The organism is Xylophilus sp. GW821-FHT01B05 (assembly GCA_038961845.1).
GTDB lineage: Bacteria > Pseudomonadota > Gammaproteobacteria > Burkholderiales > Burkholderiaceae_C > Xylophilus.
Map to the genome: position 1 here is coordinate 2,704,579 of CP152408.1, position 22,615 is coordinate 2,727,193.

Sequence of the window (22,615 nt, forward strand, 5' to 3'; positions counted from 1 at the left end):
AACATGCAGAGCACCACCTCCCGCCGCCTCGCATCGCTGGCCGCCTTCGCCGCACTGGCCTGCAGCGCTGTCCCTGCCTTCGCCGGCAAGACGCTGGACGCCGTCAAGCAGCGCGGCACGCTCAACTGCGGCGTGACCAACGGCGTGGCTGGCTTCTCGGCGCCGGATTCGCAGGGCAACTGGTCGGGCCTGGACGTGGACACCTGCCGCGCCGTGGCCGCGGCCGTGCTGGGCGACCCGAAGAAGGTCAACTTCGTGCCGCTCAATGCGCAGCAGCGCTTTGCCGCGCTGCAGGCTGGCGAGATCGACATGCTGGCGCGTAACACCACCTGGACGCTGTCGCGCGACGCCTCGCTGGGCCTGGAGTTCACCACCATCACCTACTACGACGGCCAGGGCTTTTTGGTGCCGAAGAAGCTCAAGGTCACCAGCGCCAAGCAACTGAAGGGCGCCGAGATCTGCACCCAGTCGGGCACCACCAATGAGAAGAACGTGTCGGACTACTTCCGCGCACAGAACATCAAGGTCAAGACGGTGGTGTTCGAGAATTTCGAGGCTTCCTTCAAGGCCTTTTTCTCGGGCCGCTGCCAGGTCTTCACCACCGATGCGTCCACCCTGGCCGGCCTGCGCAACAAGGAGGCCAAGAATCCGGACGATTACGTGATCCTGCCGGACCTGATCTCCAAGGAGCCGTTCGCGCCCGTGGTGCGGCGCGGCGACGACGAGTGGTTCACCATCGTCAAGTGGGTGCCGCACGCGTTGATCGAGGCTGAGGAACTGGGCGTGACCCAGGCCGGCGTCGATGCCGCCAAGAGCGGCAGCCAGGACCCGGCCGTGCAGCGCCTGCTGGGCAGCTCGGAAGACATGGGCAAGCTGCTGGGACTGGACAAGGACTGGGCCTACCGCGCCGTCAAGGCCGTGGGCAACTACGGCGAGGTGTTCGAGCGCAATGTGGGACCGAAGTCGGTACTGCAACTGCCGCGCGGGCTGAACAACCTCTGGAACAAGGGCGGCCTGGTCTACGCACTGCCGGTGCGATGAAGGGCAGGGGGCCGCGCGGCGCTTGGCGCAGCTGGGCACTGCAGATCGCGCTGGTGGCCTTGCTACTGGCGGGCGTGGCGGCCTTGGCGGCCCATGCGCTGGAGGTGCTGCGCGGGCGCGGCATCCAGTCCGGCTTTGACTTTTTGCTGCAGCCTGCAGGCTTTGAGATCGGCGAGGGCTGGCTGGATTTTCACGCCGGCCAGCCGTTCTGGCGCGCCTTCCTGGCCGGGCTCATCAACACCTTGCGCGCAGCAGTGCCCGCCGCCGCCATTGCCCTGGTGCTGGGCACCTTGCTAGGCATAGGCCGGCTGGCACCACACCTGCTGGTGCGCAGCATCTGCACCTGGTATGTAGAGGCGCTGCGCAATGTGCCGCTGCTGGTGCAGTTGCTGATGCTGTACTTCGCGCTTACCCAATTGCTGCCTGACGCGACCGAGGCCGTGCAACTGTTGCCGGGCGTGTGGCTCAGCAAGAGCGGCTTGTCGCTGCCCTGGCCAGTAACAGCGGAAGGGCACTGGTTGCCCTCGTCATTCGAATGGCCCGAGCGCACCGCCTTCAACATCAGCGGTGGTGCGGCGCTTACGCCTGAATACCTGGCCATCGTCTTTGCGCTGGGCCTCTACACCGCGGCCTTTGTGGCGGAGATCGTGCGCGCCGGCATCCAGTCGGTGCCGGCCGGCCAGGTCGATGCGGCGCGCGCCATGGGCTTTGGGCCGGCGCAGCAGTTGCGCATCGTGGTGCTGCCGCAGGCGCTGCGGTTGATCGTGCCAGCGGTCACCAACCAGGTGCTGGCCCTGGTCAAGAACTCTTCGCTGGCGGTGGCGGTGGGCTATCCAGAGCTGGTGTCTGTCGCCAATACCTCGCTCAATTCCACCGGGCGCGCCTTTGAGTGCATTGCGGTGGTGATGGCCGTGTACCTGCTGCTCTCGCTGCTGATTGCCGGAGGCACCAACCTCTACAACGCCCGCGTGGCCCTGCGGGGTTGGCGATGAACTGGCGCGGCGAGCTGTTCGGCGGCCCGGTGCGCAGCCTGTGCACCCTGGTGCTGGCCGCGCTGCTGGGCTGGATCGCCTGGCATGTAGGCGCCTGGGCCTTGGTGGGCGCGGTGTTTCGGCCCGATGCCGAGGCCTGCCGGGCGCTGCAACATGGCGCCTGCTGGGGCGTGGTGGCGGAGAAGTGGCGCGCCATCCTGTTTGGCCGCTACCCCTTCGATGCGCAATGGCGGCCGGCCGTTGCCGCAGCCGTGCTGGCGCTGCTGCTGCTGGCCAGCGCCTGGCCGCGCTGCTGGCGCTGGGGCCTGCTGCCGGCATGGGTAGGCGGTGTGGCGCTGTTCGTGCTGCTCATGCATGGCGGTGCCGCTGGGCTGGAGGCCGTGCCCACCGGCCGCTGGGGCGGCTTGGCGCTGACCATTGCGTTGGCCACCTTTGCGCTGGCGCTGGCCTTTCCGCTGGGCTTGCTGCTGGCGCTGGGCAGGCGTTCTTCCTGGCCCGTGGTGCGCACGCTGTGCAGCACCTATATCGAGCTGGTGCGTGGCGTGCCGCTGATCTCGGTGCTGTTCATGGCGTCCTTCCTGTTGCCACTGCTGGTGCCAGCGGGCTTGCGGCCGGATGTGTTTGTGCGTGTGCTGGCCGGGCTGGCGCTGTTTGCCGCGGCCTACCTGGCGGAAATCATCCGCGGTGGCCTGCAGGCCGTGCCCTTCGGGCAGGTGGAGGCGGCGACTGCCCTGGGCATGGGGCGCTGGCAGGTGCAACGCGATGTGGTGCTGCCGCAGGCGCTGCGCATGGTGGTGCCGGCCCTGGTGAATGCGGTGATCGGCACGCTCAAGGACACCTCGCTGGTGACGGTTGTCGGCCTGTTCGAGCTGACCGGCGCACTGGGCCTGGCGCTGGGCGGCGACCCGGTGTGGCGGCCGTTCTACCTGGAGGGCTACCTGTTCCTGGCGGCCCTCTATTGGGTCATGTGCTTCGGGCTGTCGCGCTATGGCCGCTGGCTGGAGCGGTACATCGCGCGGCAACCCATCTGAGAAAACTCAGCCATCCATGGCGCTGAGCATCACCCGTAGCGCACGAACCACAAGGGTGCAAAAGGCCGCGGAGCAGGCCACGCCAAGACATCCGCGGAACCGGCTCTGCCGGGCCGCTGGATGTGCCCCCTGCAAAAGGGGGTTGGCGAAGACGCGAAGCGCGAAGCCTGGGGGTTAGTTCAACTTACCGCTGCTGCCGCCCACGCTGAAGCGGCCAGCGCCCAGGAAGGCCACGGCCAATGCGCCAAACAGGTACATGCCCTGCAGCTCCAGCTTCCAGCCGCCCTGGTTGGTGAGCGCGAACAAGTCTTTCATATGCACAAGGCCAAAAGCGAACAGCATATTGACGACCAGGATCCAGGCTGCCGCGCGCGTGAAGAGGCCCAGGATCAGCAGCACGGGCGCGACGATTTCACCCACATAGGCAAGATAGGCCAGGGCAGCGGGCAAGCCGTGCGAGGCGAGCATCCCGGATATGAACCCAACGCCAGCGCTGAGTTTGAAGATGCCATGCAGCAGGATAAGAATGCCCAGGCTCACTCGCAGAACGAGCTTGCCGGTGTCGTCGGAACGGATCATGTTTTCCCTCTCTCGGTGGATGTGACAGCACCGCCTCTCTGGCGGCGCCGGTTGGAGATTGTGTCTGGAGTGAAGTTCCGTGTCTGGGTCGACATTTAACTAGCAGCCGAACTCCTCATGGTGCCGTCTTTCTTGTGGTGTGTGCTTGGGCGCAATTCTTCGTGTCGCAAGGTCGTTGCTTGCACCGGGTGTTTACAATCTTGTTTCGTTTGCAGCGTGCGGAATGATCACGCTGCTTGACAAAGGCCAGTCCGGCTTATCTTGAGCCTTTGCTCCAAACCTCCTCACCTTCATGACCAGTCTGCAGATTACGACCGCCTTGCTGGGTATTGGTTTGGCCGCCGTCATCCTGTTTCTGGTGCGTCGCGACCACATGTATGTCATCCATGGCATGTTCTGGATCGTGGTCGCGTTCTGTGCCGCCTTGTTGGGGCTATGGCCGCGCTTGATCGACCGCATGGCCGCGCTGGTCGGAATCAGCTATCCGCCCGCACTGCTGCTGCTGGGTGTTTCCATCGTGCTCTTCATCAAGGCCTTGCACACAGACATGGTGAATACGCGTATTGAGCGAAATCAGCGGCTTCTGAATCAGCGCTTGGCCATCTTCGAATTAGAGCGCAATGCCACCGATACCTCTGCTGATGGACGGCGCTAGTGCTGGGAGTCAATCAGTTCGCATTCCTTTCTCTTCGAGAAGTCTTGCATCGAAAGCATCCTCGGTCTAGACAAGCTGCCCGGGCAGTCTGTCATGCGTCACAAATATGCTGGCCTCTAGTCAGATATGCCCGATGCAAATTGAGTAGTGGGTTATCTCCCTGATCGATAGACCGCTCAAAAAAATTCTCCAGCTTTATGACCGCCAGTACCAACTCTTGGCCGCTCGTTCCTGTCATTCTCTGCGGCGGCAGTGGAGTTCGGCTATGGCCTTTATCGCGTGAAAGCCACCCGAAGCAGTTTCTGGCGCTGACCGGAGGCCAGACCATGTTGCAGCAGACGGCCCTTCGCCTGAGGGGGCTGCCACCGGCGATAGTGGTGGACTCCTCTCCGATCCTAGTTTGCAATGAAGAGCATCGCTTCATGGCGGCGGAGCAACTGATGGCAGTTGGTGTTCGCCATCCTCGGATCGTGTTGGAACACATCGGCCGCAATACGGCCCCAGCCCTCACCCTGGCAGCGCTCACTGCAGTTGAGCAAGGGGAAGATCCCATCCTGCTGGCGATGCCGGCAGACCATGTGATATCCGACGTTGGTGCATTTCACGCTGCCGTCATGCAAGCGGCGCCGGGTGCCGCGAGTGGTGCTCTGATGACGTTCGGCATCGTCGCAGACCGTCCAGAGACGGGCTATGGCTACATCCAGCGTGGTACGGAGTACTCGCCCGGGGCCTTCCATGTAACTTGCTTCAAGGAAAAACCTGATGCCGATACGGCACGTCGCTACGTGGCGTCCGGCGACCATCTGTGGAATGGCGGCTTGTTCATGGTGCGGGCGAGCGTCTGGCTCAAGGCCATTGGCCATTTCCACGCCGCCATCCTTGAGGCGTGTTCAACTGCGATGACGCAGGCCGTTCGTGATGTGGACTTCGTGCGGCCTCAGGCAGCAAGCTTCGCCACATGTCCTTCTGACTCCATCGACTACGCCGTGATGGAGCGCTTGCCCGCGTGTCCCGAACTAGGCATTCCTGCCGGCGTGGTCTCCCTGCAGGCTGGCTGGTCTGATGTGGGGGCCTGGGACGCGCTATGGGAGTTGCTGGATCACGATGTGCGTCAGAACGCATTGGTGGGCGACGCTGTGCTGCGCGATTCCAGTGCGTCACTGCTGTTTGCCAGCAGTCGCCTTGTGGTGGGAGTAGGGCTGCACAACGTTGTGGTGGTCGAGACACCGGATGCTGTGCTGGTGCTGGATAGACGTCACGCTCAAGAGGTCAAGGAGGTTGTGCTGCAGTTGCGGACGCAGGGTCATGTGTTGGCCGACACGCACCGAAAAGTTCAGCGCCCTTGGGGGTGGTACGACAGCATTGATCGTGGCGAACGCTTCCAAGTCAAGCGCATCGTGGTCAATCCCGGCGCGAGTTTGAGCTTGCAGATGCACCACCATCGCGCGGAGCATTGGGTGGTCGTGAAGGGGACGGCGCAAATCACCAACGGCGAGAAGACATTCTTGATGGCTGAAAATGAGTCCACCTACATACCGCCTGGCCATTTGCATCGGTTGGCCAATCCCGGAAAAATCTCTCTGGAGATCATAGAAGTACAATCCGGGTCCTACCTTGGGGAGGATGATATTGTGAGATTTAAGGATGATTATGGTCGATCGAAGTTGGATTGAATATCCTTCTACCGAAGGGCTATTTTTTGAATTCAACTCGATGCCTGCGGGCTGATGACGGATCTAATCCGCTGAATGAATGTTGCTTCAGAAAATAGATTGGCGCGTTTTCTGCAAACTTCAGACATTCGTGGCCCCCTCATTTTCTCGATCTGCTCGACGGCGGCGATGACAGCCTCATGAGTTGGCGGCGTGGCGAGAAGCACTCCGGTTTCGTTGTGAACTACGGTCTCCAGCAGACCGCCTTCGGCGACACCAATGACCGGCTTGCCTGCGGCCATGGCTTCAACCGGTGACATGCCGAAGTCTTCGTCTATAGGTGTCGCATCCCGGACGACCATATGGCCACTTGTGGAACAGGCGAGGGTGCGTCTGACGCCATTCCTTCATTGTCTGCACGGGCGTCTTGCTCTTGAGCGCTGACTGCAGCAACTGATGGTTGTACAGGGCTACATAGCGCAGCAAAGTTTGCTCCATGTCCCGCGGCTGTTGAACCGGTGGGTCTTGAGCACGTCCGTTATGCGACCATTGAACCGCTCCACCGTGCCGTTGGTCCTCGGTGTTCTGGGCTGGGTCAGCCGGTGCTCGATGCCCAGTTCCTGGCACAGCCGGTCGAACTCATGGTTGCCACTGGGCTCGCGCTGCCTGCCTGCTGGCAAACAGGCGGCCCGTGAACTCCTTGTCAGTCAGCAGCTTGGTGATCCTGATCTCGGGCAGGCCTTGTGCCGCACACTCAGGAAGGCCTTCGCACTGGCCGCCGTCTTGTTGGCCTTGCGTTGCACGAACACCTATCGCGTGGCCCGATCGATGGCCACGAACAGGTAGCGCCTGCTACTCGTCCTGCATCTGGGGCTGGAATTTCACGTCCATGTGCAATAGGCCCGGCTCGTAGCGCTTGAAGGCCTTGTGCGTCACCGCAGGCGCCTGGGGCTTGAGCGCGTTGAGACGGCCTACCCCATGGCGGCGCAGACATCGGTCCAGCTCGGAGCGAGAGACCTCGGGACTGAGGAACTCCCGGGTGAGGGCCTGCAGGTCTCATCCAGGGACAGCAGCAAGGTGCGCCGCAGGTGCACCACGATGGTCTCCTGCGCAGGCGTGAGCACGGTCTGCAGGCGATGGGCCGTGTGCTAGCGGTCCTTAAAGACCTCGCGCTTCTTCCACTTGTAGACCGTCTGCTCGGTGATGCCATAGCGCTGGACCAGCACCGGAGCGGTCTCGCTGCTGGCTGCAATCTTGGCGTGCACGGCCGGTGTGGTGCCGGACCTTCTTGCGCAGGGCGATCAGCATGGCGCGGCCTCCGAGGGGGATTGCACTGACTTTACCAACTGTCTCTGCTATCCACGCTCCAAGTCTTAACTGTTGACCCGCAGGTAGGTCATTGCAATCAGAACTGCCTGCGCAGTTCGATTGCATCTCGCCAATTAGACGGGCACCGCCTGCACGCTGCCTTGCCACCGTTGTGCGAGAACGCGACCTCGTTTGCGCAACGGCTTTTCAATGAGTTGATAAGACATTTCGGCAGCGAAAAAGACCAATATTATCGTTCCAAATATCTGGTAGTCCATTATTTTCTGAGGCGCCCAACGGGTCCCCAGAAGCGAGTCCACGCTGAGAATCAAAAAAGCGACCGGAATATGGCACAAGTAGATGGCATACGAGCGCGTACCCAGATAGCCAAAAACCTTCCCCGCCAAGGAACGGAATTCAAAAGCCCTGAGTTGCAGTACTGAAATTGCAACGATCAAGCAACAACAAATATCCAATACCCCTACCATGCACCATACGCCCCGCATGTGAACAGGTATCGCCATGACCGCAAGAAGCAGCAGGACTTGACCAGCGAATAGGGTTTTCGAATTATTAGCCAGTCTTTTCCTCAAATTCAAGTAGTGGCTTGTGAGCGTCCATAGATAGATAAAGCACCCCAGTATCAGCGCATCATATCTCACCATGAATATTATTTTTGACTGATCGACAGGGCGAGGAAGCAAAAGCTGGAAAACTGCTGCCGCCAGCAAAACAGCGAGCACCCTTTTTTTCGACAAGAAGATCAGCAGCATTGGGAAAATAATATAAAACTGCTCTTCTATCGACAGCGACCAATAAATTGACAGCTGCGGAGTCACGTCGAAAGTTAGATATATATTCTCCACAGAGAAAGCGGATGCAAAAAAATGCCATACGACTTTTGAGAAGTCTCCAAATTTCCCAATCCCCTGAAAATACCAACTAAAGAAAAGAACGACGGCCGCCCAGAAAAAAGCCTGCGGAAATATTCTGAAAAATCTTTTTACAAAAAATATCTTTAGCCCATTGGCATTGGCGCTCCATCCATCGCCAATGCGCAACAAGGCATGCAGCTGCTTGGAGATGACAAAACCGGATATGACGAAAAACAGATCCACTCCGCCCCAAAATTGGGCAATATTCTGAATGGCATAAGCATACCAATCATTTTTTTCATGAGTGAAAAAGCCCAGATGCGCCACTAACGTCATGACAATGGCCACGGCCCTCAGGTTGTCAACTTCTTTAATATGGTGATTCGAGCTCATTAATTACCAACTATCTCAAATGCTTTTTCATTGATTGAATGAACTGCTTTTCACTGAACAATACCGCTCGCCGCCGGCACAGTTCCGAGAGCTTGGGCCCCGCAGAAATTTCCATTTCTTCCACCGCATCGATCAGCGCCTCGATGCTGGGCGGCGGATTCAATAGCAAGCCAGTCTCTGCCGGGACGACGGTTTCCAACAACCCCCCTTCGGCCACACCGATCACGGGTTTGCCTGCAGCCATGGCCTCCACGGGCGACATGCCAAAGTCCTCGTCCACCGGCAGGTAGATCACGCAACGGGCGTTGCCCACCCAGCGCCGCAGCGCCTCATCGGCCTGCCAGCCGGTGAACCGAATGTTGGGCGCCTCTCTGGCGATCGCTTTCAATCGCTCCAGCTCCGGCCCGCCAGAGAGCACGACCAAGGAGCGTTCGGGCATCTGAAGGAAAGCCCGCACGATCACATCCACCCGCTTGTTGGGCACCAGTCGTGCGGTAGAGAGGTAGTAGCCCTCATCAGCCAAAAACCGAAAGTGCTGTGTGGACACCGGGGGGTAGACCACCTCGGCATCCAACCCTGTATACCGCTGGAGCCGTGCGCGAACGTTCTCCGAGTTCACGAAAATGCGATCCATTCGACCGATGGCCGCTTCGTACTGCTTGCGGAACCACCGCACGAAGATTGCGTAGAACGGCCGGAGCCACAACGGAAAACCCGCCAGAGTGCTGTCGTACAGGTCGTAGGCGAATCGGGGAATGGTGTGGCAATAGTAAAAGCGCCGGCCAGACCGTTGCTGGTAGACCGCCAGCGGGGCATAGAAGCCGCTGTAGAGCACAGTGTGGGCATCGTGCAACCGTCCTGCCCGAAACCGGAAGCACCACATGCTTTCCAGAATGCGCGGCAGGCGAGCAGACCAGCCCCCCCGCAACTCCTGCACTTGGGCGGTGGAGGCCGCCAGCAAGGGTTGGGCGTCCGGGTAGCACCGGCTGACCAAGGTCTGAAAGTCCGGAAAGGCCTCGGCCAGAGTGAGCGTGACACGCTCCGCGCCTCCGGCTACCTGCATGAAGTCGTAGAGAAGGTAGTTTTTCATGCCAGCAGCATCTCCAGACGGGCCAGCATGGTCTTTGCGCGCGCACTCCAGTCGTGGGCTTGCACGAAGTCTTTCGGGAAGCTCGCAGGGCGAGCCTGAGCCTGCTCCCGGGCCTGCAAGATGGCATCGGCAAATGTCCGTGCATCGTTGCCGTAGCAGGCCAAATCACCCATCCCATGGCGCATTGCGCCCAGATCAGTGCTAGCCACACCCAATCCCGCTGCGATGTACTCATAGAACTTCAAGGGACGCTCGACATAGCGCATGCGTCCATCGGCCTCGCAAAAAGGAATCAGGCCGACTTCATGGCTTTGGAGAACCGCTGGAAGTTCCGCGCGGCTTACGCTGCCGCGCCATTGGAGGTTGAGCGGCCATCCGTGCTGCGGGGGCGTACCAGGGGTGTACACCGCAAAGGTCCAATCGGGAAGCAAGCGCGCGGCCTGGGCGAGCAAGCCGGTGTCCAGCCAAGCCGTGAGCCCGCCAACATAGACCGCGCTGCGCGGCTGTCGCATTACCGGACTTTGCATGGCAGGCACCAAAAGACGGGCCTCCACGCCATTGGGAATGTGCACCACCTCACCCTGCGGGTGCAGCGCACGGGCATATTCCGCCAGGGGTTCAGAGACGGCCCACACTTCATCGAAATCGGGGCCACCCATCATGGACCCGAGCGCGTTGATGAGCACCGGGTGCAGATCGCGAGCGAACCCCTGCGGCCAATCGTTGAGGCGGCAGACCTTGGCGCGGGCCGTGATCTGGTGCAACAGCAACATGTTGGGTGCGACATCGGCAATGCATGCGTCGAACGGCACGTCGCGCAATGGCGACGGGCACCGTCGGCCATAGGCCGCCAATTGCCAAGGCCACCGCAGAAAAAGCCGATGCGCGGGAAACATCGATTGAAGGCTCCACTCGGTGAGACCTTGCGAAATGCCCACCGCTCGCTGCGACGTCCCATGTCCCCACGCCCTCGCCAGTCTGGCGTGGCGCTGGCGGCCCACCACGTCCAGTGGCGATGACAGCGTGGGCACATAGTCCACCGACCAACCCGCCGCCGCCAACGCTTGCGCCAGATGCTGAGAACCCACCTTGGTGCCGCCGTCGATGAACGACTGGGTGCCGAGAACAAGCGCGCGCATGATGTCAATGCACCGGCCAGGCACGGCTGGCCAGCACATCGCTCACCTCGGCACGAAGCCATTGGCGGGTGGCCGCCGCATTGAACCGCTGGCTGGCCGAGTCCGAAGCGCGCTTCATGGCATCGATGTCTTGGGGCGTGAGGCGTGAGAGATGCGCGGCCAGGTCTGCCGCTTCAAAACTGCCGCTGACCACACCACAACCCAGTTCCGTCACCAGTGCCTGCATTTCAGGAGACGGGCCGATGGCAATGGCCAGGCGCGCCTGCATGAATTCGAAGAACTTGTTCGGCAGCGCATGCAGGTAATTGAAATTGGTGGGGGGTAGCAGGAAAAGTCCGATGTCATAGCTATTGATGTGCGCGGCAATATCGCGCATGGGCACTGGCGGGATGAACCGGATGCGCGAATGCCGGGCGGCACGGTGTTTCAACGCGGCGAGGTAAGCAGGGTCTTGCTCCATCAGCATCAGGTCGAGACTGAAGCGATCGTCCAGGTGGTCCATGAGGTCGATCATCACCTCGATCTTGCGCGAGGCGATGGCTGCGCCGTGGTGGATCAGCCGAATACGGTCGGCATGCGTTGGCTGCGCCGGCAAGTTCTCTGGCTCGGGGCAATTGGGCATGACGGATACCGCAACGCCGTAGCAGCGCTCGTACTCGCGCCCGATGCCTGTGCACACGGTGCTCATGCGTGCTACGCGTGGCAGCGCATCGCGGCAGGTGGCATCGAAGAAAGGCCCCAGCAACGTGCGCCACGCCCAAAGGTTTTCGAATTCCCGCGGCGCGTATTCGTGCGCATCCAGCCACACGGGAGCATTGTCCGCCAACCGCAGCGCCATGGGCAAAGCCATCACATCGTTGGCCAATACCAGGTCGAAACCCACTGGCAACTGTGCTGCGGCCTTCTCCAGCGCGCGGATCTGAGGGTGCTGCCAGTAATAGGCGTCGTAGCGCCGAAAGGCCAGACGTAGCGCATTGCGCAAAACCCCTGTACGGCCCACACGCGGCTGTTCCACGGAGGTGAAATACAGCACCCCGGGTGGACATTCTCCGAACCCCAGCACATAGACTTCATGCTCGTCCTTCAGCGCCTCGTACTGGCGCATCACACGGGGATCGGAGGCGATGGGTGAAAGCGACAACAGCAGCAGACGGGCCACGGCAAACTCAACCTGCAAAATGCCGCGCATGCCAGCGCGTGAAGTTGATCCAGCGCCACACTTGCCAATTGAACGGCCGCTGTCCGGCAACCACCTGATCGAACGCCTTCAATACCTCGTCTTGGCGAAAGAACGGCAAACCCAGCGGGTACCGCAGCCATTCACGCACCTGCGGCGCCATCTGCAAAAGCCACGCTTGCTCGGGCGTGGCAAAGCCGATCTTGTCCCGACGATCCAGCACCTCCTGCGGCACCAAGCCACGCATCGCTCGGCGCAGCAGATGCTTGGTTTCACCTTGGGGCGACACCAAGTATTCCTCAGGCAGCGTCAGCAGAAAATCGGCCAGCCCTGTCGTGAGGAAGGGGACTCGGCTTTCCACCGAGAACCGCATGGAATTGCGATCGCCGTGGCGCAAAAGCCCCGGGAGGCCGACGCCGTGCAGCGACCGGGCCAACTCGGCCACCAAACGGCGTCCCGGGGCGGTCTGGGGAGGCAGTTCGCGTGGGAAACGCAGCGCTACGCCTGCATCGGCCAGTACGTGTCCATCCAGCCAAGGCGGGCAGGCCTTCGCGCCGTTCATGCGGCGCAGCGTTTGGTAGGCGGCATCGTTGGTGTATTCCGCCACTGCAGCCTTGAAGCCGTCCAGCGCCGCCCTGCCAGGCCAACGCCCCCAATCCCGCATGAATGCAGCCGCACCCAGCAACTGCCTTTCGTCCAGGAGGCTGCGTACGCGCGGCCCAGGGTAGCCCACATAACCGCCGCACAGTTCATCCGCGCCTTGTCCGTCGAGCGTCACGGTCACACCGTGCTCTCGTGCCAGCTGAAACACCCGGTATTGGGCATAGATGCTGGTGCTGCCGAAGGGCTCCCCCTGCGTCGCGATCATGTCGTCCAGATCGGCTGCAAGCTCCTGCGGCGTGATGCTCAACTTATGCGACACCGCGCCAACATGCGCAGTCATGCGGTCGACCCATTGCTCTTCCGAAACCGAATCCCCGGTCGCAATGAAGCTGAACGTATGGATGGGCGCTTCGGGCTCGAGATGCCGCATGCAACCCACTATGGCGGAAGAATCCAGGCCACCCGATAACGCGGCCCCCAGGGGCACATCGCTGCGCAGATGAAGCCGCACGCTGTCCAACAGATGGCCGCGAAGCGCCTGCGCCGCGTCGTCGATCGTCAGCCGTTGAACGGGGGCAATTTTTGGTGCCCACCAGCGCTGCAGGTCCAGACGCTGGGACCCCAGGTCGTACGTGAAACGGTGTCCGGGTGGCAGCGCACGTACTTCGGCAAAGAAGGTGCGCTCGCCAGTGTCGTAAGAACCATGCGCCAGATAGTCATAGGCGATCTGCCAGTCAAGTGCCGGGGCGAACGACCGCAATGCCTGGACAGCAGGGATCTCGGAGGCGAAGCAGAAATTCCGATCATCCTGGTGGTAGTAGAGCGGCTTGATGCCGAAGGCGTCGCGGGCGCCATGCAGCAAGTTCGTTTCGCGGTCGAAAATGACGAAGGCAAACATGCCGACAAACCGGGCAAGTGCTGGCTCACCCCATTGGGCCCAAGCCTGCAGCAGCACTTCCGTGTCGGACGCCGAGTGGACATGCCGGCCAAGAGATTGAAGTTCCGAACGGAGCTCGCGATAGTTGTAAATCTCTCCGTTGAAGACCAGCAAAAATCGCCCGTCCCGGCTGGCCATGGGCTGGTGGGCTGCATCGGTCAGGTCGATGACGCTGAGACGGGTGTGCCCGAGGTGCATGTGGCCATCGGGTAACAACACGCTCGACAAACCATGATCGTCGGGCCCCCGGCGCCCCAACTTCGAAAGGCCCAGCTTGAGCCTGGCCTCAGCACTGTCGAGACGGCCAGCGCCATACCAACCAAGAATGCCGCACATGCTTATTTCGCCTTCAAAGCTTCTTCGTACTTGGCCACAGTCAGTGAAGCGACATGAACGGGGTCATGCCACCTCCGGGCATATTCAAAGCAGGCTTCAGCGTGTGCGGCGAGCTTTGCCGGTGACTCCAATAACCCTTCAAGAACCTCTTCAATGGTGGTCGGATCTGCCTGAATGACGGCTTGCAAAAGTTCTTCGCGCATCGGCCCAGGCACCGCATGTGCATCCTGTGCATCTATCCGCACGACGACGGGCTTTCCCCGCATCATCGTCTCGACTGCAAATGCCCCATACCAGCCGATCAACAGCTGGTCCACGACGACATCCGCGGCACTGTAGATTTCAAGCGCCTCGGCATGCGACTTCCCCTCGACCAGAACAAGTTCGATGGCGTCGGGATATCGCTTGTTAATTTTCTCCACCGCGTTCAGAAGAAACGCAGTGCCCTTGATTTCGCGGTTGGTAGGGGCATGCGCGATACGCAGGCGACGCCTGGCCTCGCCCCGCTGCGGCCTCGCCTTCTCCACGATGGGCACGGCATATGGAAGGAATCCAGAACGCTGGCTCGGCAAAAAGGGGAGCAAGTCGGGATTCAACGCCCAAAGGTGCTGAGCATGGCGTTCCATCTTGATGATTCCAGCCTCGCGGCTCCTGTCGAGGGCTGGTCCGCAATCCCGGACGACGCAATGCTCACAGGCGTTAAAGCCACCCTTGGCCAGAGTGGGCAATTTCTGACGGGCATCGCACCCGTTATAGGTCGCAAACAAGGCCGCTGTTTCAGGGTAAAAAGGCAGTTCAAGGTGCTGAAGATTGATCCCACGCATCGTGAACAATGACGAGCCCCAGTTGAAGTGAAATACGTCATAGCGCGCCCTCACAGACAGGAACGCCTTGAGCAGCAGGTACCACCTTCCCAATGCCGTATTGGAACCGCTGAGGTCGACGATCGAGTCGGCAGGGTAGTCCAGATAGGACGTTTGAGTCACCAAAGTATCGCTATGGACGCCCAATGCCCGTTCCCCCCTGGAAAGAGCCCAGGCATTGTTGCCGATAGAGGTGGGAAGGTGAAGAACCCTCATTGCGAGGCTTCTAGCACCTTTTGAATGCCCTCTTTGAATGGGGTCAGCGGAGAGATGTAGTGAGAGCGGAACAGGGACGTGTCCCCGATCAGATCTCCGGCCCGCTCACGGTCGTTCACGGCCACCTGCGGCGAGGCACCAGTCACTTCGCCGATCATTTCAACCATCTGCCGGATCGAAAACACTTCGTCGCCTGCAAAATTCATGATCGGCACGCCGCGAATCCCAGCCACCATTTCGATGGCCCGCACGGTGTCATCGATATAGATGGGATTCGTTCTCAACCCCCCAGGCTGGGCCTCCGCTGCGGAGGGCTGGCGATCGACGGTCACGGTTTCACCCCGCGTCACGCGCGCTATGAGATTGGGGATGAGCTTGTCTGTTTGGCCAGGCCCGTACACGCCGAAAATCCTGAGGCACGTCAGGTCCATTGCACCGGCGGCCAGGCGCAAACCTTCCTCGCCCATTATTTTCGATAGCGAATACCAGTTCCCACGCTCCAGCGCGGAATGCTCCTTGAATGCATCAAAAGATGCTTGATAGACATTTCCTGTCGATGCGTAAATAAATTTGGAAACGTTCGATGCCTGTGCAGCGATTGCGACATGAACCGCACTGACGCAATTGACCGTCAGAAGATGGGGGGCCCGCTGAGGCAGCTGCCTATAGAACGGCGACTGAGCGAGATACACCACGACGTCAACCTGCGCCAAGTCCAACTCGGGCAAAAGTCCTGTGACTGGGTCGATCCCCCCTGCGACCGAGGAACTGACTTTATCGACAGAGTGCCCCTGCTTGGCCAAATGCTCACAAAGAAAACGGCCTATATAACCACCAGACCCGAAGACACAATATCTCATTTAGACACTCCAAGCTCCGTATATGCCTTTTCCAAGCGTTTGGCAAAAGCATCCATCGAATAATGCCTTTCAACAAAATTGCGGCCCTGCCGGCCGCGATCGAGACGTTCCGATCGACTGGCATTCACCCATGATCGGAGCACTTCTTTGAGGTTCTCTGGGTTGGCGTTGATAATGGGAGAGTTTTCTGCATCAATGAGGTAGCGCTCCGGATCACGAATGAAACACACGACAGGCTTACTCATCGCCATTGCCTCAAGAGCAAAAAATCCATGAAAACCTACCATGACTTGATCCACAATAATATCCGCCGTTTGATAGATCTTGAGGGCCTGCTGATTTGGAACCCTCTCAACCAGCACGAGCTCCACAGCCAGTCCTTCAGCAAATAATTCTGAGACAGCTGCCTCTATAAATCTCGTCCCCTTGAACATCCGATGATTGGGAGCATGGACAATCCGTACCGCTGGTGGGTTCAGCTCAGAAGCAGACTGGATGTCTTTATATTTTTCATCGCTGACATCCAGCGGCCAAAAATATAGCGTATTTACACTTCCAGGGGTGTACTCAATCATGTCCCCCATCGAGAAAATTGCCACACATTTATCTCGCGCATAATCATATCGAGGTTGAAACAAGTTCTCATCACAGATGCACGCTGAATTTTGAGCGGTGCAGTCCGTGCAGCAATTCGGTTCTCCCAGCGACCGAGTGATGCGCTGGGTCCGGCAATCTCCACCATAGGTCCATGCAAAAACATCTACTGCCAACAACTTATATGCGAAAAGTTCCAGTTTATTGAAGGATCGCATCTTCGCGTTCGGCAAAATGCCACCATCCAAATAAATATGAACACGATCAGCGACTAAACAAATAAGCCAAAAAGCAATATACCTATATTGCGTGTTGAAAATGCGTCCAAGAGGAAAGCTTTGAAGATCGAAATCGAACTTTCTGGTAATGAAATAGGTATGGGCAACTATCGAATAAGACTTGGCGCCTGTCAATCTCTCTGAGTTAGAGTTGATCGCCATATTTAGAATGGGCGCGCCAGTCCAAATACTGATGGGCGCTCGCCCTAGAGCCCACTTCAATGGCATCCTCAGCGCCGCAACCAAGGGCAGCACAAGAATAGAAACCGAATTGAGGAGGGAAATCATTCCTCCACGGAAAATATACATCGGTTAACCTAAAGCTCCTGAATCGAAATGCAAATAATGGCAATATGACCGCCTCTCCAGGCAATAAATAATTCTTGTTTGGAGGTTATGCGGTGATTTCTTCAATCAATCCAATGAGACGCTCAGCGATCAATTTATTGGAGTGATGCTGCAAATACCATTCTCGAGATTCATTTTCAACACGATTCCGATAGAAAATATCACTCGCGAGTTGTTGCAGACGATCGGCTACATCAACATGCGACTCAACGCTGATGAGCGGTGGAATAACATCGAAGCAAGCCCTGTGCGGCTCTGGGTCAATATGGCACAGCGTCGCCTTTCCACACATCAACGACTTGGCGGCCAAGCTCCCAAAAGCTCCTACACCGATTTGATCCACAACAACGTGAGAAAGACTGATCATCTCAATCATATGCTGATTGGGTAGGACTGGTATCCACACCACGGCATCTTCAATACCCAATTTTTTGATAAGCCGCCGGCTCTGCTCTATCGTCAATCCCCATTCAGTAAGAACCAAAACAGTATTGACATTGGCTATTTTTCTGAATTTTGCGAAGCCTGCAATAATTTTGTCGTTTCCCTTTTCCCAGCTGGGATCACGATGCCTATCCCAATGGTGCCGGGCGGGATGAAAGACGATAAAGTCCTGTCCGTGAAGGCGCTCAGTACAACTGGGTGGAAGCTGTACCTTCTGAATCTCCTCATTGATTGGATGAGGAATAAATCGATAGTCTTTTAGCTGCAACTTCTTTGCGGCCTTAATATTGTCGCAGTTTGTAATAATTACTTTATCTGCGGCTTTATAAACGGCTTTGCAAATTCGTCCCAGAGCATTGTCAACAAATGGAATTTTCCTGATCGTTCCATGTTCAAAGGCGATGTACTTTTTATTGCATATTAGCGGATAAATTCCATCTATAGAATATCCGATAACCGCATCATATTTCTTGAAAACCCGTTCCCATAGGGCTTGGTGGAAAAAATAAGGTACTGCCTCTGAACGCTTTAGATCACATTTGGTACGCCTGTTGATCCGATCCAAAGTAATGCGTATTTTTGCGAGCCGATCTCCACCATTTTTTTTCAATGCAGATTCAGCATAAAAATGCAGGCGACACATGACATGCAAGATCGGAACCGAAACTTTCGTCAACAGGTTGACTAAGGACTTTTGTTTGGATCCGAAAATCTTCGTCCAAGCATCCGTCAAAAGAAGCTCAAGCGTTCCCCCAAATGCGTGGCTGTGCGCTGTACCGATGATTCGCGACAGGCGTCCCATCTTTTCTTCTGGAGCCGCGGCGTCTCCAGCCAATTCAGCCAGAATTTGACCTAAGGCACCCGAATGAAACCAATTCGGCCTCTTAAAGCCTCGTAAATCCAGATTGGCCCAGTCAGGATTGAAGTGGTCGATTCCCTCGAAATCAAATATCGCATCTTCCCACTCTGGTGTACCCATGATATGGTAATAATCTGCGCAAATCACATCCGATTCAACGTCGTGCTGAAGGAGTAATTTTGCGTTCAGATAAGCATTATTTGCAATATTGCCAATATGTAATACTTTATAGGGCCTCTTTGCGGAAGAAATTTTTTTATTCATTTTTTATAAATTGTCTGATCATGGACTCCAGACTGATCAGCGACCAGATCTGCAAGCGGTGATTCATTTCTCCACTGCCGTGCTGCCGAACGATCTCACTTACATAGTCACGATTCAAGTATTGATGGGTCAATGCATTAGGACTGAGCAAAGTGCGCTTAACATAGTCAATACTTTCACCTTTGAACCAGCTCGCATCTGGAGCAGAGAACCCCTGTTTTTCACGATCCGTGATCACAGGCGGCAACAATCGCTGCATCACCTGACGTAAGAGCAATTTCCCATCTTTGGTTTTCTGAAAATATTTGGCGGTCTTCGCCCCGGGTTCATTTTCATTCAGTTTGACGACTTCACCCAAATTTCCAAGCTTCATCCGGGCAGGCAATTGCATGGAAAAATCCACAAGATCATTGTCCAGGAATGGAACTCGAGTTTCGATGCCGTGGGCCATACTCAATTTATCTTCGACTACCAGTAAACCATGGAGAAACGTCCTGGCTTCAAAGTACAGGGAGTGATTGATATAGTCTTCCGGTCGACCAATGTTCTGAGGTCGCTGATGAAAGACGGATTTGAATAGGTCTCTCGAATCAATGTGCTGAACCTCTGCCCATACCGGAGCCAGCGCGGTGGACATTCTCCCTTGGGGAATCAAACGTTGCCAGAAGGCGTGGTATTTATCTATGTAGTGATCAAAATCATTATTGACCACCGCTCTATAATATCGCCACGGATATCCACCGAAGAGCTCATCACCACCGGCACCAGACAGCACAACTTTGACAAATTTGCTGGCCAGCTGAGCGGCATAATAATTCGGATAACTTTGCCCTACGCGCGGCTCTTCGATGTGCCACGCCAACTTAGGCATGACTCGCTCCATATCTCCCGCCTTGAGCACCATTTCATAGTGCTCAGTTTTGAAGAGATAAGACATGTACTCAGCTGTCGGGCGCTCATCAAACCCCAGTTCAATCCCTGAAGCCGAGTTCAAATCGAAACCGCAGGTGAATGTTTTCATATAAGGGATCTGCTGGGCGGCGACTGCTGTGATGGACCCGCTGTCCATGCCTCCACTCAAATAAGATCCAATGTCTACGTCACTGACCAGCTGCCGAGATACCGCCTGCACGAACAGGCGATCCAGCTCTTCCGCATATTCCTCCAATTTACGTGGGGATTCGGGCTCAACGAATTGATAGTCCCAGTACCGGGTAAACCTGGCTTCAACAGATCCAGTACCGCTGCTTTTGACTGTTGCAAATGTTCCAGCAGGAAAAAGACTGATGCCGCTGAATATAGTTCGATCGGCAAGAAAGTTTTGAAAACTCAAATATTCAAACAGCCCGATGGGGTCGACTTTAGGGTCAACAATCCCGTGTGCAAAAATCGCCTTGATTTCAGAACCAAAAACAAATGATTTTCCAGAGCTGTGATAATAAAGCGGTTTGATCCCATAACGATCGCGTGCGAGCGTCAAAGTCTTTTCAGCATTGTCCCAAATTGCCAACGCGAACATGCCGTTGAGGCGATTGAAACATTTCACGCCCCATTCGACAAATGCGTAAAGCAAGACTTCCGTATCGCTATGGGTATGGAAATGGCGGCCGAGGCTCTCCAGTTCCATACGGATTTCTTTAAAATTATAGATTTCCCCGTTGTAGGTGATAACGTATCGGCCATCTTCGGAGGCTTTGGGTTGGTGCCCCCCGGGCGAGAGGTCAATAATGGCAAGACGTCGATGGCCTAAGGCCAATGCTTCATGAACGTAACTTCCTTCGCCATCAGGTCCCCGGTGCGCAATCGCATCGGTCATGCGCTTGATCACCACCGCCGAGGCTGGGTATTGGTCCGTGTTGTAATAACCCGCGATGCCGCACACGTTGGATACCTCAGAGGCCGACGGAAGCGCGACGAGCAGCCACCTCTGCTTTATGTGACGCACGCCAATGGATCAGCTTACGCAAGCCTTCATCGAGATCGATCTCTGCATTGAATTGAATTTCTTTGCGAGCCTTGTCAGGACTTCCAATGCGGTTGCGCACCAGAGTGGCCTGACTGCGGGGTGCATAAGTGATTTCTTTGGTAGAGCCGTTGATACGCAGAAGCTTTTCTGCCAACTCTTTCAACGACGTCCGCTTGCCGGTACCGACGTTGTAGAACGCGTCCGTTGCATTGGCCTTCATTGCGCAGACATTAGCCAATGCACAGTCTTCCACAGCAACAAAGTCAAATGCCTCAGAACCATCGCCCATGATGGTAGGGCTATTGCCGCTGTCGATTGCATCGAGCATTTTCATGATTACGGCAATATAGGCGCCATGGTAATCTTGACGGGGGCCGTACACATTCATGTATCGAAGCCCGACATAATTCAGTCCATAGCGATGATGGTACGCCCGCAAAAATGCCTCTCCTGCAATTTTGGTGGCTCCATAGAAATTTTTATTATTAAATGGATGGTCTTCCGTCATGGGTTCTTCCACCGCATCGCCATAGACAGAAGCTGAAGAGGAGTAAACCAAGCGCTTCACCCCATTCCTGACGCAGGCGTCCATTACATTGAAAGTTCCCCGAACATTGGTTTCGAAGGCGGTCCTGGGGTATTCATGGCATTGAAGGAGCCAAAGCGCCGCTAGATGAAAAACTCCGTCGACCCCTTTGAGGGCGGCATCCAATATATCTGTCTGGAGAATATCGCCGCCAGCTTCGAAAATTTTTACCCTTGGATCTTTGAGGGAATCCGTTAAATTCTCCATTCGACCACGAACGAAGTTATCGTAGATCACCACTTCGGCTACGTCTTCTTTCAATAACCGGTCAACGGTATGGGAACCGATCAAGCCGCCACCGCCGATGATAACGAAGCGTTTGTTCTTAATATCCATGATTATTCTTTCTAACAATTAATTGGGCCTGCTAACAGGCTTTGATGCAAGGCGACTCTTGACGGCGGGATCAGGGAGAGGGATTTTCGATATAAAACTGCTGGATAGCTTGGGCTACCAAGGACTGATCCGAGTCGTTGAGGTAGGGGCCTATGGGAAGGCTCAGAACCTCATTGGCTAGCTTGTCGCCAATGGGGAGTTGCTTGCTACCATCTTCCACTGCGGGCTGCTTGTTCAGCGGCAACGGATAGTGCACCGTGGTGGGTATCTCTAATTTTTTCAGTGCTTGCTGAAGATCGGCGCGATGATTTGACCGGATCGTGTATTGGGCCCAGGCACTCAGGTTGCCATTTTCGATAGATGGACAAACTATTTGAGGTATTGGTAGGAATTTGCTTGTATATTGATCTGCGATCGTTTGGCGTTTAGCGATCTCTTTATCGAAAACCACCAGCTTTCCCAGAAGAACTGCAGCTTGCAATGTATCGAGGCGGCTATTCACACCTACCCGAACGTGGTGATAGCGGCGATCCTGCCCATGACGCGAAATCTGACGAATGACCCGCGCCAATTCCTCGTCACTTGTGAAAATGGCTCCGCCGTCCCCATAGCACCCTAACGGTTTGCTAGGGAAAAAGCTGGCGCAAGCCACAGTAGTGAGGTTGCAACTTTTGCGCCCTTTATAGGTGGCACCAAAACTCTGAGCCGCATCCTCAATGACTGGAATTCGATATTTGGCGGCTATTTCATTGATGCGATCAAAGTCAGCGCATTGTCCATACAGGCTCACCGGAATGATGGCCTTCGTGCGGGGCGTGATGGCGGCCTCGAGTAATGAAGGATCCAAGTTGTATGTATCGGGCGACACATCTACATACACGGGCTTCGCGCCAAGCAGCGCGACAGTCTCGGCAGTAGCGATATACGTGAATCCGGGGGTGATTACCTCGTCTCCAGGCCCAATGCCTAGAGCCATCTGGGCAATTTGGAGCGCATCGGTGCCATTGGCCACCGTAATGCAATATTTGGCTCCGGTGTAGGCCGCCAATTGCTCTTCCAGTTCATGCACTTCCGGGCCCAGGATGTACTGGCCATGATCCAGGACTTTCTGAATGCGCGCGTCGATGTCAGCCTTGAGCCGGCTATATTGTGCTCTTAGATCGATGAATTCCATTAAAACTCCATGCCGATGG

The 22,615-nt window shown here is 56.8% G+C and carries 19 protein-coding genes and 1 pseudogene; 5 read left to right on the forward strand and 15 right to left on the reverse strand.

Annotated elements, in window-relative coordinates; translation table 11 throughout:
* Window positions 1–3 precede the first annotated feature (3 nt).
* From AAFF27_12575 to AAFF27_12585, 3 genes are read left to right on the forward strand one after another with little or no spacing between them, the layout of a single operon-like run.
* Window positions 4–1,041, forward strand: a complete 1,038-nt coding sequence (locus tag AAFF27_12575; GenBank protein ID XAH25969.1) for an amino acid ABC transporter substrate-binding protein — start codon at window positions 4–6, stop codon at window positions 1,039–1,041.
* Complete coding sequence (locus AAFF27_12580; protein ID XAH25970.1) at window positions 1,038–2,033, forward strand: ABC transporter permease subunit; 996 nt, start codon at window positions 1,038–1,040, stop codon at window positions 2,031–2,033. Before AAFF27_12575 ends, AAFF27_12580 begins: the two co-directional genes overlap by 4 nt.
* Complete coding sequence (locus AAFF27_12585) at window positions 2,030–3,064, forward strand: amino acid ABC transporter permease (GenBank protein ID XAH25971.1); 1,035 nt, start codon at window positions 2,030–2,032, stop codon at window positions 3,062–3,064. Before AAFF27_12580 ends, AAFF27_12585 begins: the two co-directional genes overlap by 4 nt.
* A 174-nt stretch (window positions 3,065–3,238) precedes the next feature.
* Here AAFF27_12585 and AAFF27_12590 read toward each other — a convergent pair whose 3' ends face one another.
* Window positions 3,239–3,643 carry a DoxX family protein gene (locus AAFF27_12590; GenBank protein XAH25972.1) on the reverse strand — a complete coding sequence of 135 codons (405 nt, stop codon included), beginning with the start codon at window positions 3,641–3,643 and terminating at the stop codon, window positions 3,239–3,241.
* A 292-nt stretch (window positions 3,644–3,935) separates the two neighbouring features.
* Here AAFF27_12590 and AAFF27_12595 point away from each other — a divergent pair, with 292 nt between their 5' ends.
* Both AAFF27_12595 and AAFF27_12600 read left to right on the forward strand, forming a co-directional pair.
* Complete coding sequence (locus tag AAFF27_12595; GenBank protein ID XAH25973.1) at window positions 3,936–4,298, forward strand: DUF2304 domain-containing protein; 363 nt, start codon at window positions 3,936–3,938, stop codon at window positions 4,296–4,298.
* 197 nt (window positions 4,299–4,495) lie between these two features.
* Window positions 4,496–5,971, forward strand: a complete 1,476-nt coding sequence (locus AAFF27_12600) for a mannose-1-phosphate guanylyltransferase/mannose-6-phosphate isomerase (GenBank protein ID XAH25974.1) — start codon at window positions 4,496–4,498, stop codon at window positions 5,969–5,971.
* Between the two features lie 32 nt (window positions 5,972–6,003).
* Here the strand turns inward: AAFF27_12600 and AAFF27_12605 are convergent, their stop codons facing one another.
* The 14 genes and pseudogenes from AAFF27_12605 to AAFF27_12670 all read right to left on the reverse strand — a co-directional run bounded on the left by AAFF27_12605 (window position 6,004) and on the right by AAFF27_12670 (window position 22,596).
* Window positions 6,004–6,270: a glycosyltransferase gene (locus AAFF27_12605; protein ID XAH25975.1), complete on the reverse strand. Its 267-nt coding sequence runs from the start codon at window positions 6,268–6,270 to the stop codon at window positions 6,004–6,006.
* Window positions 6,257–7,258, reverse strand: a pseudogene (locus AAFF27_12610) (IS481 family transposase). The gene AAFF27_12605 and the pseudogene AAFF27_12610 overlap by 14 nt, the downstream one beginning before the upstream one ends.
* 134 nt (window positions 7,259–7,392) lie before the next feature.
* Entirely contained in the window at window positions 7,393–8,526 is a 1,134-nt protein-coding gene (locus AAFF27_12615; GenBank protein ID XAH25976.1) for an acyltransferase, read from the reverse strand.
* Between the two features lie 10 nt (window positions 8,527–8,536).
* Window positions 8,537–9,616, reverse strand: a complete 1,080-nt coding sequence (locus tag AAFF27_12620; protein XAH25977.1) for a glycosyltransferase — start codon at window positions 9,614–9,616, stop codon at window positions 8,537–8,539.
* On the reverse strand, window positions 9,613–10,755 hold the full coding sequence (locus AAFF27_12625) for a glycosyltransferase (GenBank protein XAH25978.1): 1,143 nt from the start codon (window positions 10,753–10,755) through the stop codon (window positions 9,613–9,615). Before AAFF27_12625 ends, AAFF27_12620 begins: the two co-directional genes overlap by 4 nt.
* Window positions 10,756–10,759: 4 nt before the next feature.
* Window positions 10,760–11,944: a hypothetical protein gene (locus AAFF27_12630; protein ID XAH25979.1), complete on the reverse strand. Its 1,185-nt coding sequence runs from the start codon at window positions 11,942–11,944 to the stop codon at window positions 10,760–10,762.
* A complete protein-coding gene (gene asnB / locus AAFF27_12635) occupies window positions 11,922–13,808 on the reverse strand; it encodes an asparagine synthase (glutamine-hydrolyzing) (GenBank protein XAH25980.1) in 1,887 nt (628 codons plus the stop codon). Before asnB (AAFF27_12635) ends, AAFF27_12630 begins: the two co-directional genes overlap by 23 nt.
* Window positions 13,809–13,810: 2 nt before the next feature.
* Complete coding sequence (locus tag AAFF27_12640) at window positions 13,811–14,887, reverse strand: hypothetical protein (protein XAH25981.1); 1,077 nt, start codon at window positions 14,885–14,887, stop codon at window positions 13,811–13,813.
* The gene (locus AAFF27_12645) at window positions 14,884–15,747 is read right to left on the reverse strand and encodes an NAD(P)-dependent oxidoreductase (protein ID XAH25982.1); all 864 of its coding nucleotides are present in this window, start codon (window positions 15,745–15,747) and stop codon (window positions 14,884–14,886) included. Before AAFF27_12645 ends, AAFF27_12640 begins: the two co-directional genes overlap by 4 nt.
* A complete protein-coding gene (locus AAFF27_12650; GenBank protein ID XAH25983.1) occupies window positions 15,744–16,928 on the reverse strand; it encodes a hypothetical protein in 1,185 nt (394 codons plus the stop codon). Before AAFF27_12650 ends, AAFF27_12645 begins: the two co-directional genes overlap by 4 nt.
* Window positions 16,929–17,013: 85 nt before the next feature.
* Entirely contained in the window at window positions 17,014–18,534 is a 1,521-nt protein-coding gene (locus AAFF27_12655) for a glycosyltransferase (protein ID XAH25984.1), read from the reverse strand.
* Window positions 18,527–20,416 (reverse strand): asparagine synthase (glutamine-hydrolyzing), encoded by a 1,890-nt coding sequence (gene asnB, locus AAFF27_12660; protein ID XAH25985.1) that lies wholly within the window; start codon window positions 20,414–20,416, stop codon window positions 18,527–18,529. Before asnB (AAFF27_12660) ends, AAFF27_12655 begins: the two co-directional genes overlap by 8 nt.
* Window positions 20,417–20,426: 10 nt before the next feature.
* On the reverse strand, window positions 20,427–21,422 hold the full coding sequence (locus AAFF27_12665) for an NAD-dependent epimerase/dehydratase family protein (protein XAH25986.1): 996 nt from the start codon (window positions 21,420–21,422) through the stop codon (window positions 20,427–20,429).
* Window positions 21,423–21,492: 70 nt separating this feature from the next.
* On the reverse strand, window positions 21,493–22,596 hold the full coding sequence (locus tag AAFF27_12670) for a DegT/DnrJ/EryC1/StrS family aminotransferase (GenBank protein ID XAH25987.1): 1,104 nt from the start codon (window positions 22,594–22,596) through the stop codon (window positions 21,493–21,495).
* Window positions 22,597–22,615 lie beyond the last annotated feature (19 nt).